The following is a 13,091-nucleotide window of genomic DNA, read 5'->3' as shown; positions in this document are numbered from 1 at the left end:
TCCCATTCGAGCAGCCGGCGCCGTGTGTTTCAGGTTCCCTGCTGTCTGCCCCCAAAAAGAACACCCCGGTTGTGCGGATCAGCAACAATTATTCAAGCGCAAGCGAACACGACAACGGCTTTGCTGCAAGCCAAAATCATTCAGAACTCGAACGCACGGATACGTTCGAATCCCGGTAGTGGCTTAATTGCCGCATTAAAGGCGCCTCTTCCGGTTACACCCCCCCCTGTTTTCAGAAACAATCGGGCCACGCCCGAATTGCCCTGCCCTTCGACGGCGACGAGCCGACCGCCTTCGGCAAGCTGGTCGAGCAGCGGTTCCGGCACTTTCTCGACGCAGCCGCCGATGAAAATGACGTCGTAGGGTGCCCCGGCGGCATGGCCTTCCGGCAGCGGTCCGTTGACCACGCTGACATTGTCGCAGCCCAGCGCCGAAAGCGTCGACATCGCGGTCTCGGCCAATGCCGGATCGCTTTCCAGCGTAACGACCGACTTTGCCAGCCGCGACAGGATCGCCGCCGCATAGCCGGTGCCGCCGCCGACATCGAGCGCCGAATCGCCAGGGCCGATCTCGGCCAGTTGCATCAGCTTGGCCAGCGGCGAAGGCTCCATGAGATAGCGCGGGCCGTCCGCGGTATTGGCAATGCGGATGTCCTCGTCGATATAGGCCAGATCGCGCTGATCGGGGGCGACAAAGGCCTCGCGCGGCACGACAAGCATCGCCTCGAGCAGCGGCGCGCTGGTTACGTCGGTGGTGCGGACCTGGCCGTCGACCATTTTTACTCGACGTTCGGCAAAATCAGCGCTCATGTTCCAACCAATCCGCCCAAGACCAACCTGTTCAAGATCAATCCGCCCAAGATCGATCCGCTTGCCGCGCCAAGACCGCGGCTCATGTCGACTGGAACCCCCTGGCGCTGGTGCGCGGGAGCTTGGGCAACTGGAGGCCTCGCCCGGAATCGAACCGGGGTGCAAGGATTTGCAGTCCTCTGCGTAACCACTCCGCCACGAGGCCTCATTGCTCCCGGCGTTCCACCCGGTTCCAATAGGTTGCGGCGAAAATGCCGTCAAGCGGCCATGGTGCATTCCCGACGGTTTCCCCTCGGCCACGATGCCACGCGTCGAGCCAACGACACGCATGCTCCGAGAACCGGAGCGCAGCGGACATTAGAGCGCTGCGCTTCCAATTTGACGCGCGGCGCCGTAGGTAAGCGCAGAACCGCCATCATCTGGCCGTCGGAGCAGTATTTCCAAACAAGGCTCTCAGCCAGTCCGGGCATTTAGCCAGGTCGCCGGAAAGACGCCTTCGCAGGGCTTGCCGGCTTGCGAAGTCGGTACAGCCGTCAGTTCGGCCGCCGCCGCCGTTCCCACCAGACGACGAGGCGGCGCCGGTGGCGACGCACCACGGCAAACTCGTAGGAGAGCACAAGCAATCCGATCGGCACCATCCAGAAGCCCAGGATCGGCAGAAAGCCGAGAATGCCGCCGAAGATCAGCACGACGCCGATTGCAATCCTGAGGCCGCGCGAGCGCGGCATGGTGAACTCACGGCCGAAGACCGATATTTTTCGTGCCGGTGGGTGGTTGTGGCTTGCTGCGCTCATGTCTGGTCAGTGGTCCGTTCGGGCAAACTAAAAGCACTAGCTGACGAAAGCCGCAATCGCCTTTTCGGTTCCGCGCACCCCGCCAGACGGCTCATATGAGGACGCCCGCACATGATTGCCAGAAATCGTGGCGCGAAAAAGCGCCGAAAATACGAAATGCTTCTTTGCAAAGCCGAAACGGGTTTGCTATAGGCTGCGCCACTCACATGAGAGCCTCTGTTCCCCGGTAGCTCAGTGGTAGAGCAACCGGCTGTTAACCGGTTGGTCGCTGGTTCGAATCCGGCCCGGGGAGCCAACATTTCCAAAGGCTTAGCTAAACTTAATTGAGGCTCATAAAGCCCACTCTCAGGGCGGTGGCAACAATTTGGCAACAGTTGGCAGGATTCGTTGCCACAGCGTTGCCGTTGCTTTCCAAGGGCTTCCTGCGACTATCGGCAGGTCCATGGGGGACGTGGGAGGGGCGAAACCAATGACGCTACCAGCGTGGTTTCCTGAACTGAAAGACGTTGTGCTCTTTGCGCTCTCACTATGGGGCGCTGTTCTGTCGACCATTATGTGGCGCAAGAATGCCAGTCGTGATCGGCGGAGCGTCAGTGTCGAGGCGTCAACCGGGTTTGCCGGCTATGATAACGGGATGACTGGCCCGTCGTTGATTGTAGTAGAGGCAACTAATATCGGGCATCGCGACGTCACTATCACGACGCTTGCGCTCGAGCTCCCCGAAGGGAAGAGGCTGCTCGCGATGGCCAGGAATGTCGTCCCTGGCTATGCAGATACGCCGTTGCCCACGACCCTCAAAGACGGGCAGCGAGCTCGCTTGGTTTACCTCTTCAGCGATGTCGGACAAGCGATCAGAGGCCAAGGATTGGAGAAAACGACACTTCAGGCCGTCTGCGTAGACAGCACCGGAGGAATTCATCGTGGCAAGAAGATGCCCGTCAGCGCCAGCGACTTGCTAAAGTAAGAGCCCGCCACCGTGAGGCAGCGGGCTATCAAGTGGAAATGTTTTCCGGTTGATCAGTGCCGTCCCGCGGGCCCCTCAAGAAACTCCATGAAGTTTTCCACCACCTTGTCCGAGGGTGTTGACCGGGAATTGCAGGCACTAAGAATGGCAGCCGCGATTTTCAGCATGTCGGTGCGACTTCCAACAATCTTTGAGACCACGGCGTTTTCTGTGCCGCCGTCATAGGTCGAGCGCTGCAAGACATGCAGCGTCAGCCTGAGATTGTCGCCCATGAGCTGAAGCGGGCCGGCGCCAGTGACGAACGTGTCAGAGATGCAAAAGGGTTCGACGGTCGGGGCGGAAGTAAGCGCGTTCATGCTGACACCTTCTTTCCGATGAAAGCTTCGAATTCGGGCTCGGATTGCCTCATCCATTTCTGGCGGTCCTTTTCGCCGATCTGAATGACCGAAAATACGCGTTCACCACCAACCTTTGTGTCGAGCAGTTTCACGGTGTAGCGGTCTCCTTCTGAATACCGACCGCTGCCGGCATAAACGCCATCGCCTTCATACCGTCCGGTAGCCCATTGCCCCATAATGAGGAGGGCGAGATGGCTTTCGGATCTGTCGAGATTGTCAATCGTGCGGTTGAAGCGAACGAGCGGGTTTATCTCTGTCGCCGCCTTCTTCATTTCCGCAAAATGGAAATCAAACCGCTCCCTGGCCGATTGCGCCGCCTTCGTGTCGATGATCATCGAAGCGGCCGCCAAAGCCACCGCAGTTGCCCCTGTGCCGAGCAGCATTTGCCGCCGGTCGATTCTTACTACATCCGTGGTCATTAGGTTTCTCACTGGGTTTGGGCTTATCACGGCCCCTCACATGGCGATCGGCGCCAAAGCCGGGGGGTGATAACCTGCCAGTGAGACAGGCCGGTGGCTTTTAACCGCGAGGTCTGGACAGCACCACCGCCCCCGGCCTATAAGAAGGCCGTTCGCGGCAGCCGCCAAGCTGCGCGTCATCCCGATAGACGGGATAAACGACTTGAGATCGCGCCAACGATTTTAGGTCGTCACTGGTCCGGGTTATCACGCCCACGGACATGATGCTCTCAGTCGGTTAATAATTCAAGCACGCCCTTTCGGGGGCGAAGCTTGCGCGATCCTCGCGGGTGCGCAATGCTCGGGTTGGCTTGGCCGGGGGGATTATCATGCGCTACGGCCGCCGAAACGCAAAGAGCCGTTGCGTGACATGGTGGACTAGCATCGAAACGGGGGCATGCTCGGTGCTAATCGCTAGTACTGTTCTGCTGAGCTTGCTTCAGTGCATCGAGCTTGGCGGGGTCAAAGGAAATAGTGGTTCCAGAAGCTTTTTCATAGTGATCGATCGTCCGTTGTATAACTTGCCCAAGCAATTTTAGCGTTTTGTGAGACATCACAACAGATACTTGCTCGTAAATCTGGCCGTCGCTGCGCTCATCCTCCACCCCGAATGTTATGATTGAGTCATTGTCGCTAAACCGCATGCCGATTGAGCTCGCGGGTATGTATCTAAACTCTGGCGCCCTAGTTGCCAACGGTCATCTCCCTAACGTGTGTTGAGGTTTTTTGCATCGGCGCGCTTATTTCGCTGCGACTAGTAGTCGCCTCATATTTAGCCAAAAAATCATGCGTTTGATTGTTGGATCGCTCATGTCCGATTTTCTCGAACTTTATCTTGGGGACATACCCAAGGGATAACGCGATGTCAGAGATTGTGTCTGATTCCAGATTACAGGGGGCAGAGAGCCATCGCGTTATCTGCTCTGGCCGTTTGTCGAGTTTTCTTGCAATATCCGCTTTAGTGATGTCACTTTCATGAAAGGCTTCGAGTAGCTGATCATTAATCTCACCACGAAAATTTTCCCTAAAGTAACCTATCCAATATTTTGCAATGTTAGGTTCTTTTATCGCGCTCATCAATCGCGTTAGAGAGATAGTCATCCAATTTACCTCCTGATACTGGACCATAGGTCACAAACAGAGATCGCCAGACTGCCTTGCACCGTCTTATTTCTTCGCGCCACACGGGCCATCTAATATATCCATCCGTAACCCATTGAAGGCTGAAAAGGTCGTGCGAGGTGCGTATGTTTGTCGCGATGAACACATCCTTCATCGCGAACCGGCCAAATATTCTAGTGCTCGGTCTGTCTCTCTTTCTAAGCTCCCAAACCTCGTCATCGCGAGGGTTAAGGATCTTGATATCGACTTGCAAATTCTTGTCACTTCCCACCGTGACCCTTCTGCCTTTTGTGAAGCCATCAATCCAAGCGCGCAATTGGCCAGCGTTTTCCCCATCAACGCCATCTGCAGTCTCCGGGTCCAATTCCATCAGGACATCAGGCGGCGCATAAACAACCCTTAGTCGATGCCCAGATATGATCGATCGGACCTCCAGAAGGCGGCCGTCGGCGAGGCACTGCGTTAGTATGGGGTCTATTGACATTAAAATCAATACAGGTTCTTAAATTGAGAGACAGGCTGACACGTAGGCGCGCCGCGCGCGCTCAGTCAAATGCTCTTGCATACGGTGAAGGAAGTTCCGGCAAGACTGCACCTTGGGATACAGTGGGGTAGCACAGGTCCTGCTGGACCACCCGACCGGACTAAGGCCTAGTTTCCGAACGGGTCTGTGTTGGCTGATGGTGCAAACGGGTTGCTGTCGTAAGTTCGCTCATAGCCGTTCTGGTATTGCTGGGTATAGCCACCACCCAAATTCTGGCTGGTCTGCGAGTCGAGCGTCCCGTTCCGATAGGTGTTATAGCCACCGCCAAGATTTTGCTCAGTCTGATATGTGTTGCCCTGGTTGTCGGTTGAACAGAGGCCCGACGTGTCGAACAAGCAATTCGCATTTGCTGCCGAGGCAGCTGCGAGAACCGCCACGATCGCAGTAATCATACGCATTGGATCAATCTCCCCGGCCCCGACGACTGTCGGACCACAAATTAGACTGTGTCATGCATACAGAGGATCGGCAAGCACCAGCGAGCGTTACCGGCCGGCGCGCGCCTCGCCTTCAATCCTTGTCCCAAAAATCCTGCAGCGAGGCGTGCCGAAGGTCGTCCTCGCCGCGCAAGTGCTTCACGCGGGCTTTGATCCCCGGCTTGACCCACTGCGTCGCCGGCCGCTTCGGCATGTCCCTGGGCGGTGGCCCGGCATGTTCCTGAACCCGCTTCCAAAGCCGCTCGCGCATCTCGCGATTTACACTGACGCACGTCCAGACTCAGCACGCCTTTTCGGAGCGAAGCCGCGCGCGCAGGCTACCTGCTAAAAGTGACAATCTGGGATAGCTCGGCGATGTCGCCATAGATCATCGAACCTTTGACGAGAAAACACTTATCACCGAGGACTTCGAAGAGTGAGCTTGACGCGGTGCAAACCGGCAGATTCTTCGAATTGGCGTACGTACCGAGCGTCGCGGTTTCGACCTTACGGTCCGCAGCTTCGGCATAGCTGACGCTGATCGCGAGGATAGCGATAGCAAGGTGGCTCGGGCGTAAGTAGGGTCGCGACATGCATCAAATTAGCACCGGCCCTTGATGGGTTTCGTCCATCGTTTGGATGAAGCGGTCACCTATATTAGCAATCTCTTGACTAAGACGCGGGCCGCTCCAGACTCATGGAATGGCGCGGGGAATTGGGATTGGAGATCTGGTGGCGATCACGGCCACCGTCCGCAGGCGGGTCACTGAGGACCGCGTCAGCGTCTCAATCCCCTCTTACAATTTCCCGCATTCGATCATCGATCATACCAAGGTGAAGAAGGGGCAGCAGATCGAGCTTACCGGAGAGGTCACGCGCATAGACGAGGAAGGCGGCAGGGTGACAATCGCCATGGGACTGCTGGTGACGGTCGACATCGACAAGATCAGGCTCGTCGAGAAGTACAGGCCACCGAAGCGCAAAAAGCCGCTCCGCGACATGGTGGATTAACCACGATTAGGACTTCCGTGATCGCGTATCTCCGCCCGCCCCCAACCTCTGTTAGCTTATTCGTGCGGCGGACCCCAATCCGCCAGGCCGGCGTCCTACGCGCAATCTACCCCAACACCCCGCCCAAGCGGCGCCGGCCACTTTCAGCCCTCTCGTTCGAATGTTGGCTTCCAGTCTCGATTGCGTGCCCGCTGCTGGCCTTCGTAGTCAGGAATGCATGTGAAGAACACCGACCGTCGGTCACGGCCGGCAGCCTTGCAATTTGAGCAGACAAAGAGCCCGACTAGGTCGTCATGCATCGAGCCGTGGTCACGGCCGAGCCTGTCAATCAGCGCCTGGATGTCGAGTTTCGTCGATTTGCAGCACATCGGGTGTCCGCAATTGACATAGATGGTTTCGCGGGCGGCCAAGGTGTCGGCGAGGGTTTTTCGAGGCATGGCGATCTCCGTTGAAGGGGTCGCCGCAACGGAAAGGATTATATTCCTGAGGTCTATCTGAAACGCAAGCGGGCCTGCCCATCAGAGCGTTGACGCAACTGCCTCATCTAATAGCCCCGAACCTGCCACGCCCAGGAGCAACAGCACGGAAAGCGCCAAGACAGCCAATAGCATGATGGGTGTTGCGTCTGGGAAGATGACGGTGATCGCGCGAGTCGACAGAGCCCCCAAAATCTCACCGCCGCCCTCGATCGACGCTTCTTTCCGCTGGCTTCTCCTCATCCCACGGGACGGGACCCCAACATTGTTCATGTTCAAAATTCTGGCCGAGATGTCTCTGGCAATTACCGGATCATCGGACAGATGGCCTGTAATCCATTCAGGGAGGTATTCCTCACCGCGCTCGCTCATGGCACCTAGTAACCCGCGTCACATTTACTCAACTTGTAGACTTAATCATATCAGTTACTACCATCGGTTGCGACAGGCAAGTCTTAAAGCGCGTCGCGTCTGACCGACCTCATGCGACGCGCTTTATCCTGGCGCGCGGCCGGTATGTAGTAGACCCGCCGCTCCATTTGCGAAGCGACGGGCCTCCAACCCGTTCCCCATCCTTGACCATGCAATTGCGGTGCCAGACGTATTGACCCATTGCGGGGCACCTTATGGCTTTACACAGCGGACTACCGCCAGTCAGCTGTGACGACACGACGCCGTACAGCGAAAAGCCCGCTGGCGGGAGGGGCCGACCGCGGGCTTTCATTTGGGAGTGTCTTAGCGGCTACATCCTGAAGGAATCGACCGCTGCAGTTGTAATGCGTGGTTTGTGCAACGGTTCCGAAGTTTTTTGAGGCAGGGACCACGACCAACCAATCAAGCCCGAGGCGGAGCATTTCGAACATTGTCCAGTGTGCGGGCAGCATTTCGACATGCGCGATCTCGGCCAGGTGCTTCACCATGCGAAGCCGGAGCATCAACCGCTGCAGCCTGTGAATTGAAAAGCCCGCGCTCCACAGAGGAGAATGAACCCCACGGCGGGGTGGCGCCTGCCTTGTCGGCTAGACGCTCTAGCTGCTCCGGGTGAAGCTGCGGAACCACTGGCGAAGGTGCGCGTTAGGCACGACCCTGGTGAGGATGCAGCATGACAGCTCGCCCAATCGTCTCGACAGCCGCGGCGATCCTGTTCGCCGCCACAAGCATGGCTTACGCCCGGCCGGATGCGCGCACCATGACTTGCGAACAGACGCAGCAGCTGATCCAGAGCCGGCGCGCGGTCGCCCTGACCACGGGCCGCAACACCTATGATCGATATGTCCGCCAATTTGGCAATGAGTGCGACCGCCCCGCCGTGCCCGTCGCCTCCTATGTCCAGACGCTTGACGGTCAATGTCGGGTCCATCGATGCGTGGAATGGCAGCATTTCGATTTCCAGTGAGCCGGCTTTTGATCCAATGTCTGTTCGCGCGACGTCTCTGCCCCCGCTCTTCACGGAGAAAAGCGAGAGAAGCCCGCGCCTCTGGCGGAGAGCGCGGGCCCGATCGGGCCGCATCCCGATCTGCAGCGGGCAAGCGGGGGGCCATGCCCACTGGTCACAGACAATCATTAGGATTTACTAAAGTTCCGCTTGAGAAACACACCCGAGGCGTCTTTCAAACGATAGGGGCGAGAACCGCGTCAGGGTCGAGGCCAAGGGCCGTGACTAGCCGGATTGCGTCCGGGTCGTCGCAGTAGACCTCAGGTCGATCGGGCGCGAACCAGCGGGCGAAATAGACCGGGTTTTGCGTCAAGGCGGCGTAGGCATCGGACATCTTGCTGGCGTCGATGATGCGAGCCTGCACGAGCGATTTCAGAACTGTCGGACGAGGCGGCGGCGTTGGCTCTGGACCGGTGAATTTCTCACCATCGAATGAAAAGCCGGCGAAAACATCGTCGGGAACCTTTGTCCATCCCGGCTCTGGGCGACCTTCGAAATAGGGCCGATCATACGAAATCGAATCCACCAGGCCATCAATGATTCGGGCGTATCTCATGTCGTCCTCCAGAATTTCACCCGGGCGTAGACTTCAGTGCCTTGCGACAGCGCCAGACCTAGGCCGTTGGCGGCGGCGGACGAGGCGTAATACTGGATCGCAAAGGCCTTGCTGGCGACGACCGCAGCGCCGCCCGTCGATATCCCGCCTGAGTTCGGGCTGCCGTTGCTATGCGCTACGACACCCATTCCGGCGGTCGTGCCGTCGGTGATGTTTTGCAGGCGTGAGCCGAAACTACCGATGGTATAGGAGTTAATCTCCCATTCGACCCAACCATCGACAGTCGGGGTAAACTCGTTGGAGGCTACCGACACCAGGCCTGATGGGTCGCGAACTTCGGTGTTGAGCGCATGCGTCGTCCATGTGGTAGCGACCGGCGTTCCGCCCCCTGTCCCGGACGACTTCTGATCTTCGAGGACTGCATCAGGAGTGCCGCCGACGCGAGCCGAGCCGACATAGAAGCCGCCGGTCCCGGAAATCGCGCCGGAGAATGTCCCGGTCGTTCCCGAGACCGCGCCGGAGAACGTCCCAGTTGTTCCTGAAACGCCGGCTGAAAATGTTCCAGTCGTACCTGAGACGGCACCGCTGAACGTGCCAGTCGTACCCGCAACAGAGGCCGGTGTCGTGGCCCCGAGTGTGCCGTTGAACGCATTCCCTGTCGTGAACGTCTTGTTGGTGAGCGTCTGCGTGTCGGTCAGCGTGACGTAGCTGGAATGGTCCGTCGCATCGAAGGTGACGGCAATGTCGTCAGTGCCAATCACCGGCTCATCGGTCGTAAATATAAACATGCGGCTGGCGTTGACCGTCCCGAGCTGGGTGCGAACCGACGTGCCCTTCTGCAGGGTGCGGGCGGTGCGGGCATCGGCGGCGCGAAACCATTCGCCTTCGGACGCGGCGTAAATCCCGTTTTGCGTGCCGTCGGTCTGATCCTTCACAAGGACACGGTCGCCAACCTCAGTGACGACGCCATCGATCGTCAGCAAGCCGCCGGCTTCGACCCCGATTGGGCCGGTCGTGGCAAGGCGGACAGGCTCTCTCTCACCCGTCAGGAGTCGAACGGCAGCGGTGGCAGGTCGGGCCATGGAAAGGTCTCCTCAGGGCGATGTCATTTTTTAGAACGCTCCGAACGGGTCGAGGGGCTTGGGGGCGATGCTATGCTGGCCGTATTGCTTCTTGCGGCTGCGTTCCACGCGTCTCGCGTAGCCGGGCGAAGCCACTTCCCGCATTGAACTCAGGAACAGGAAATCCAGAGTTGGCCGGACATAGAACAGGTTGGCGAAAATCGTGTTCTGGGTCGCGAAGTTCAGCAAATCGGCGAACCTCACTTCTTCGTCCGGGCTCAATCCGGCATCGCGGGCCTTCAGGAAAAGGTCGCCGAGATCGGCCAACGTGCCAATCGCGGGGCCAGCGGCTGTTTCGAGCAGTCCAGCATGAAATCTGTTCATTGTGGCGGCCTCCAGTCCGAACCTATGGGCTGCACCACGCCGCCACGTAGGAACGGAGAGAGCAGATCCAGCGAGGCGCTTAGATCGGCGTCATCTTCATCCGTGATCTCTTCCGACACCCACGGCGGCTCTCGACCGCCGACGACTAGGTGCATAGCCTCTAGATATTTCACTGGCGCCGTCACTACGGTCGGCGGGTCGAGTTGTCCCAGGAGGTAGACATGCTCCCCGGCCTTAGTCTCGGCGGTGCCCATGAAGATCTTGGTGACACCCAGCAGGCCGCTACCATCCAACGACTCGGAAAAGCCCTTGAACGGTCCGCCCTTTTTCAGGACCACGGCAACCAGGTGGCCGGCTCGAATTTCCTGCGACGGGTCGGCCTCCAGCAAGCTCCCGTCGGGAACGAGGTGCCCGAGGCAATAGCCATTGGCGTAAAACGAATAGATGTCGCTCATGGCTGCCCCGCCTGTTGATGCCGGTAATCGGCGTTGGACGTGACGCCCTTGGTTTGAGCCCGAACGCCGGATCGGTTGTCGAGCGGACCGCCGAGGCTCAGGAAGGACAGCAACAGCGCATCGGCTTGGATTGCCGGGCGGCTCAATCGTGCCGGGATAGAGGCCCGTGGCCCTTCCATCGCCTCACGACGAAGGGTCGTCAGGTTGACACGCAAATCGGGACGCTTTGCCTTCTCAAACTCGCCGTCGGTCGCGATCAGGGAACGCTTCAGCGCATCGGCCTCGAACAGCTCGCCGCGTATTTCCTCGATCAGGCCGTAGACCTTGCGCCACCGCTTCGAAAGGTCGTCCGCCTTGGCCGCGGCGTTCTTTCCAAGCGCCTCGATATCAACGGCAGCCTCGTCTTGTGCAGCCTTCGCACGCCTGAGATCGGCGCCCTCGATTGCCTTCTCGATGAGCTCGATTTCAGCATTGCAGTCAGCGATCGACGCGCGAACCTCGGCCAAGTTGCCATCGCCGAAAATTGCCTGATCCTCGGCTTCCGCGAGCTCGGCTTTCCGGGCCATCGCCGAGTTAAGGTCGTTGTCGAGCAGGGAAATCACCGCGGCGAACTCGGCGGAGGTGCGGGCAGCGTGAAGCGCCTCGGAATGGGCGGACAGTAGCAGGGTCGTCATGGGTCTTTTCCTCATCTCGGGTTCATCGGAAACCATTTGTTCAAATCCTCACCAGCCGCCTTGCAAAGCTCGATCGCACGACGCGGGTTCTCGCGGGCAATCGCGGTGATCGCCGACAGGCTCTTGATCTTCCCGTCTTCGCCGCGCTTGAAGGGGTTCTCAGGCTGAGCCGACGAGGGCCACTTTTCGCCAATCGTGGTCATTTCCGGGCTCCTTTCGCGGTGCGAGCCTTTGCCTTGGCCACGGCTTGTTTCTGGGCCTTTCGCAGCTTGGCCGCGTTCGCGGGGGCTGAGTTGGTTGCGGTCTGGGTCATCGGTAGTCCTCCAGTGGGTCAACGTTGACGGCGGGCCGCGGGCGCTCCACCTCCAGGGGTTCGATCTCGTCAATGTCGGCATAAGCTCGCGCCTGTTCCCCAACCACGCGGCCCTCCCGGTCGAGCTTCAGGTAACGGTTGCGTGCCCTGTCCAAGCGCTGCACGAATTCGCTCATCGGAAAAACTCCAGCGGGTCGGAAATCTTGTTGGAGTGATTGGCCGAGGCCTTCACCGGCCAACCGTCGTCATCGGCCTTGTCGAAATCGAGGGTCAAAACACCGGCCGCAGCATTCGAAAAATCGTCATGGTCGCCGATCTGGTGATCGATCTGGGCGCCACGCACGACCAGCGTCAAAAGCTGCTCCTGCAACTTCGGCACGTCGAGCAATTCGACCTCACCAGCGTTGAGAAGCGGCTCGAAAGCCTCGTAAATCTCGGTGCGGCTCAATTCCGAGCTTTTGAGTTTGATTTGCTCCAGCGTGCTCATGAGCGGCCGCCCGTCGATCCAGAAGAGCCTTTCGAAGAAATCGAGGGGGCTCGGCACGGAAGGCGTCATGCCGACACCTCGCCGAAGCTCTCGACGCGGGCCAGATGCAGTTGACGCGCCCATTCCTCGAAAGCGAGCACGTCAGCAGCGGCGATCGCCTCGCGCATGAGACGGTGGCAACCGGAGGCGTAGCGACGATAACCGACAGGAAGGCTACGCAAGGCGGTACGGCTTTCAACGGCATAGGTGTGCCGGCGGCGGCGCAGATCGGTGCGGGCAATCGCCTGCCAATCCGTAAAGGTGATCCGCTCAGCCATGCTGCGCCCCCATGATCCGGTCGCGGAGCGAGCCGGGCGTGACATCCCTCGGCACCGGAGCCCCTATCAGTTCGCCCTCGCGGCGCCGTGCGTTGGCAATGGTGGTGAATTCCGCCCAGTCAACCGATTGGCCGTTGAGCCACTGAACCTGCATTGCCCGAAGCTGCGTCGTCAGAACGGACCACGTCTCGGCGGACACGGCCCTGGCGATATCAACCTGATCCCTGCCGCCGCGCTCTGAAATCACCTTCTCAATGAGATCGGTGGTATCTCGATAGGAAGCAGTGCGCTTGTCCAAGTCATTGAGCGACGGCAGACGCATCTTGCCGTTACGCGTCACACCACGTTCCCGGCGGGTTGCCTGCTTCGTCTCTGCGGCTTCTGCCTGCATTTTCTGCCTCGAAATCACTGCCCATG

At 59.0% G+C, this 13,091-nt stretch carries 22 protein-coding genes and 2 tRNA genes; 4 read left to right on the top strand and 20 right to left on the bottom strand.

What is annotated here, in order from left to right; all coding sequences use genetic code 11:
- Positions 1-140 precede the first annotated feature (140 nt).
- The 3 genes from AC0L3D_RS25140 to AC0L3D_RS25130 all read right to left on the bottom strand — a co-directional run bounded on the left by AC0L3D_RS25140 (position 141) and on the right by AC0L3D_RS25130 (position 1,603).
- Positions 141-809 (bottom strand): protein-L-isoaspartate O-methyltransferase family protein, encoded by a 669-nt coding sequence (locus tag AC0L3D_RS25140; RefSeq protein ID WP_473628906.1) that lies wholly within the window; start codon positions 807-809, stop codon positions 141-143.
- 131 nt (positions 810-940) lie between these two features.
- Positions 941-1,014, bottom strand: a tRNA-Cys gene (locus tag AC0L3D_RS25135).
- A gap of 328 nt (positions 1,015-1,342) precedes the next feature.
- On the bottom strand, positions 1,343-1,603 hold the full coding sequence (locus tag AC0L3D_RS25130) for a hypothetical protein (RefSeq protein ID WP_023802589.1): 261 nt from the start codon (positions 1,601-1,603) through the stop codon (positions 1,343-1,345).
- Between the two features lie 220 nt (positions 1,604-1,823).
- On the opposite strand from AC0L3D_RS25130, the gene AC0L3D_RS25125 reads away from it, so the two are divergent.
- Both AC0L3D_RS25125 and AC0L3D_RS25120 read left to right on the top strand, forming a co-directional pair.
- A tRNA-Asn gene (locus AC0L3D_RS25125) sits at positions 1,824-1,898 on the top strand.
- A 174-nt stretch (positions 1,899-2,072) separates the two neighbouring features.
- Entirely contained in the window at positions 2,073-2,567 is a 495-nt protein-coding gene (locus AC0L3D_RS25120) for a hypothetical protein (RefSeq protein WP_473646171.1), read from the top strand.
- A gap of 53 nt (positions 2,568-2,620) precedes the next feature.
- Here AC0L3D_RS25120 and AC0L3D_RS25115 read toward each other — a convergent pair whose 3' ends face one another.
- The 5 genes from AC0L3D_RS25115 to AC0L3D_RS25095 all read right to left on the bottom strand — a co-directional run bounded on the left by AC0L3D_RS25115 (position 2,621) and on the right by AC0L3D_RS25095 (position 5,776).
- Positions 2,621-2,923: a hypothetical protein gene (locus AC0L3D_RS25115; RefSeq protein WP_473646169.1), complete on the bottom strand. Its 303-nt coding sequence runs from the start codon at positions 2,921-2,923 to the stop codon at positions 2,621-2,623.
- A complete protein-coding gene (locus tag AC0L3D_RS25110; protein ID WP_473646167.1) occupies positions 2,920-3,384 on the bottom strand; it encodes a hypothetical protein in 465 nt (154 codons plus the stop codon). Before AC0L3D_RS25110 ends, AC0L3D_RS25115 begins: the two co-directional genes overlap by 4 nt.
- Positions 3,385-4,107: 723 nt before the next feature.
- Positions 4,108-4,524, bottom strand: a complete 417-nt coding sequence (locus AC0L3D_RS25105; RefSeq protein WP_473646165.1) for a hypothetical protein — start codon at positions 4,522-4,524, stop codon at positions 4,108-4,110.
- Positions 4,525-5,196: 672 nt separating this feature from the next.
- A complete protein-coding gene (locus tag AC0L3D_RS25100) occupies positions 5,197-5,487 on the bottom strand; it encodes a hypothetical protein (RefSeq protein ID WP_473646163.1) in 291 nt (96 codons plus the stop codon).
- Between the two features lie 112 nt (positions 5,488-5,599).
- Positions 5,600-5,776, bottom strand: coding sequence for a hypothetical protein (locus AC0L3D_RS25095; RefSeq protein ID WP_473646161.1), 177 nt, complete (start codon positions 5,774-5,776; stop codon positions 5,600-5,602).
- A gap of 431 nt (positions 5,777-6,207) precedes the next feature.
- Here AC0L3D_RS25095 and AC0L3D_RS25090 point away from each other — a divergent pair, with 431 nt between their 5' ends.
- Positions 6,208-6,516: a hypothetical protein gene (locus AC0L3D_RS25090; RefSeq protein ID WP_473646160.1), complete on the top strand. Its 309-nt coding sequence runs from the start codon at positions 6,208-6,210 to the stop codon at positions 6,514-6,516.
- A 143-nt stretch (positions 6,517-6,659) separates the two neighbouring features.
- Here the strand turns inward: AC0L3D_RS25090 and AC0L3D_RS25085 are convergent, their stop codons facing one another.
- The gene (locus AC0L3D_RS25085) at positions 6,660-6,953 is read right to left on the bottom strand and encodes a hypothetical protein (RefSeq protein ID WP_473646158.1); all 294 of its coding nucleotides are present in this window, start codon (positions 6,951-6,953) and stop codon (positions 6,660-6,662) included.
- Between the two features lie 81 nt (positions 6,954-7,034).
- Positions 7,035-7,364 (bottom strand): hypothetical protein, encoded by a 330-nt coding sequence (locus AC0L3D_RS25080; protein ID WP_128248488.1) that lies wholly within the window; start codon positions 7,362-7,364, stop codon positions 7,035-7,037.
- Positions 7,365-8,094: 730 nt separating this feature from the next.
- Here AC0L3D_RS25080 and AC0L3D_RS25075 point away from each other — a divergent pair.
- Complete coding sequence (locus AC0L3D_RS25075; RefSeq protein ID WP_473646156.1) at positions 8,095-8,388, top strand: hypothetical protein; 294 nt, start codon at positions 8,095-8,097, stop codon at positions 8,386-8,388.
- Positions 8,389-8,602: 214 nt separating this feature from the next.
- Here AC0L3D_RS25075 and AC0L3D_RS25070 read toward each other — a convergent pair whose 3' ends face one another.
- From AC0L3D_RS25070 to AC0L3D_RS25025, 10 genes are all read right to left on the bottom strand, one after another.
- Positions 8,603-8,983 (bottom strand): hypothetical protein, encoded by a 381-nt coding sequence (locus AC0L3D_RS25070; protein ID WP_473646155.1) that lies wholly within the window; start codon positions 8,981-8,983, stop codon positions 8,603-8,605.
- Positions 8,980-10,065: a hypothetical protein gene (locus AC0L3D_RS25065; protein ID WP_473646153.1), complete on the bottom strand. Its 1,086-nt coding sequence runs from the start codon at positions 10,063-10,065 to the stop codon at positions 8,980-8,982. The genes AC0L3D_RS25070 and AC0L3D_RS25065 overlap by 4 nt, the downstream gene beginning before the upstream one ends.
- Positions 10,066-10,095: 30 nt before the next feature.
- Positions 10,096-10,371, bottom strand: a complete 276-nt coding sequence (locus AC0L3D_RS25060) for a hypothetical protein (RefSeq protein ID WP_473646152.1) — start codon at positions 10,369-10,371, stop codon at positions 10,096-10,098.
- Between the two features lie 53 nt (positions 10,372-10,424).
- Positions 10,425-10,883 carry a hypothetical protein gene (locus AC0L3D_RS25055; protein ID WP_473646150.1) on the bottom strand — a complete coding sequence of 153 codons (459 nt, stop codon included), beginning with the start codon at positions 10,881-10,883 and terminating at the stop codon, positions 10,425-10,427.
- Positions 10,880-11,557 carry a hypothetical protein gene (locus AC0L3D_RS25050; protein WP_473646148.1) on the bottom strand — a complete coding sequence of 226 codons (678 nt, stop codon included), beginning with the start codon at positions 11,555-11,557 and terminating at the stop codon, positions 10,880-10,882. Before AC0L3D_RS25050 ends, AC0L3D_RS25055 begins: the two co-directional genes overlap by 4 nt.
- 11 nt (positions 11,558-11,568) lie before the next feature.
- Positions 11,569-11,760 (bottom strand): hypothetical protein, encoded by a 192-nt coding sequence (locus AC0L3D_RS25045; protein ID WP_128168094.1) that lies wholly within the window; start codon positions 11,758-11,760, stop codon positions 11,569-11,571.
- Positions 11,761-11,866: 106 nt separating this feature from the next.
- A complete protein-coding gene (locus AC0L3D_RS25040; protein WP_473646146.1) occupies positions 11,867-12,046 on the bottom strand; it encodes a hypothetical protein in 180 nt (59 codons plus the stop codon).
- Positions 12,043-12,426, bottom strand: coding sequence for a hypothetical protein (locus tag AC0L3D_RS25035; protein WP_473646144.1), 384 nt, complete (start codon positions 12,424-12,426; stop codon positions 12,043-12,045). The genes AC0L3D_RS25040 and AC0L3D_RS25035 overlap by 4 nt, the downstream gene beginning before the upstream one ends.
- Complete coding sequence (locus AC0L3D_RS25030; protein ID WP_473646143.1) at positions 12,423-12,674, bottom strand: hypothetical protein; 252 nt, start codon at positions 12,672-12,674, stop codon at positions 12,423-12,425. The genes AC0L3D_RS25035 and AC0L3D_RS25030 overlap by 4 nt, the downstream gene beginning before the upstream one ends.
- The gene (locus AC0L3D_RS25025) at positions 12,667-13,065 is read right to left on the bottom strand and encodes a hypothetical protein (protein WP_473646141.1); all 399 of its coding nucleotides are present in this window, start codon (positions 13,063-13,065) and stop codon (positions 12,667-12,669) included. The genes AC0L3D_RS25030 and AC0L3D_RS25025 overlap by 8 nt, the downstream gene beginning before the upstream one ends.
- Between the last annotated feature and the right edge of the window lie 26 nt (positions 13,066-13,091).

The sequence above is a fragment of the Mesorhizobium sp. WSM4837 genome (assembly GCF_055811435.1).
This window is presented reverse-complemented; position numbering and strand designations above follow the sequence as displayed.

Excerpts from the sequence above, each read along its gene's own strand:
- AC0L3D_RS25075 (WP_473646156.1), top strand. The coding sequence starts at position 8,095 with ATGACAGCTCGCCCAATCGTCTCGACAGCCGCGGCGATCCTGTTCGCC.
- AC0L3D_RS25050 (WP_473646148.1), bottom strand. The coding sequence starts at position 11,557 with ATGACGACCCTGCTACTGTCCGCCCATTCCGAGGCGCTTCACGCTGCC.
- AC0L3D_RS25070 (WP_473646155.1), bottom strand. The coding sequence starts at position 8,983 with ATGAGATACGCCCGAATCATTGATGGCCTGGTGGATTCGATTTCGTAT.
- AC0L3D_RS25120 (WP_473646171.1), top strand. The coding sequence starts at position 2,073 with ATGACGCTACCAGCGTGGTTTCCTGAACTGAAAGACGTTGTGCTCTTT.
- AC0L3D_RS25130 (WP_023802589.1), bottom strand. The coding sequence starts at position 1,603 with ATGAGCGCAGCAAGCCACAACCACCCACCGGCACGAAAAATATCGGTC.
- AC0L3D_RS25090 (WP_473646160.1), top strand. The coding sequence starts at position 6,208 with ATGGCGCGGGGAATTGGGATTGGAGATCTGGTGGCGATCACGGCCACC.
- AC0L3D_RS25140 (WP_473628906.1), bottom strand. The coding sequence starts at position 809 with ATGAGCGCTGATTTTGCCGAACGTCGAGTAAAAATGGTCGACGGCCAG.
- AC0L3D_RS25025 (WP_473646141.1), bottom strand. The coding sequence starts at position 13,065 with ATGCAGGCAGAAGCCGCAGAGACGAAGCAGGCAACCCGCCGGGAACGT.
- AC0L3D_RS25105 (WP_473646165.1), bottom strand. The coding sequence starts at position 4,524 with ATGACTATCTCTCTAACGCGATTGATGAGCGCGATAAAAGAACCTAAC.
- AC0L3D_RS25115 (WP_473646169.1), bottom strand. The coding sequence starts at position 2,923 with ATGAACGCGCTTACTTCCGCCCCGACCGTCGAACCCTTTTGCATCTCT.
- AC0L3D_RS25055 (WP_473646150.1), bottom strand. The coding sequence starts at position 10,883 with ATGAGCGACATCTATTCGTTTTACGCCAATGGCTATTGCCTCGGGCAC.
- AC0L3D_RS25080 (WP_128248488.1), bottom strand. The coding sequence starts at position 7,364 with ATGAGCGAGCGCGGTGAGGAATACCTCCCTGAATGGATTACAGGCCAT.
- AC0L3D_RS25085 (WP_473646158.1), bottom strand. The coding sequence starts at position 6,953 with ATGCCTCGAAAAACCCTCGCCGACACCTTGGCCGCCCGCGAAACCATC.
- AC0L3D_RS25035 (WP_473646144.1), bottom strand. The coding sequence starts at position 12,426 with ATGACGCCTTCCGTGCCGAGCCCCCTCGATTTCTTCGAAAGGCTCTTC.
- AC0L3D_RS25040 (WP_473646146.1), bottom strand. The coding sequence starts at position 12,046 with ATGAGCGAATTCGTGCAGCGCTTGGACAGGGCACGCAACCGTTACCTG.
- AC0L3D_RS25065 (WP_473646153.1), bottom strand. The coding sequence starts at position 10,065 with ATGGCCCGACCTGCCACCGCTGCCGTTCGACTCCTGACGGGTGAGAGA.
- AC0L3D_RS25110 (WP_473646167.1), bottom strand. The coding sequence starts at position 3,384 with ATGACCACGGATGTAGTAAGAATCGACCGGCGGCAAATGCTGCTCGGC.
- AC0L3D_RS25095 (WP_473646161.1), bottom strand. The coding sequence starts at position 5,776 with ATGCGCGAGCGGCTTTGGAAGCGGGTTCAGGAACATGCCGGGCCACCG.
- AC0L3D_RS25045 (WP_128168094.1), bottom strand. The coding sequence starts at position 11,760 with ATGACCACGATTGGCGAAAAGTGGCCCTCGTCGGCTCAGCCTGAGAAC.
- AC0L3D_RS25100 (WP_473646163.1), bottom strand. The coding sequence starts at position 5,487 with ATGCGTATGATTACTGCGATCGTGGCGGTTCTCGCAGCTGCCTCGGCA.
- AC0L3D_RS25030 (WP_473646143.1), bottom strand. The coding sequence starts at position 12,674 with ATGGCTGAGCGGATCACCTTTACGGATTGGCAGGCGATTGCCCGCACC.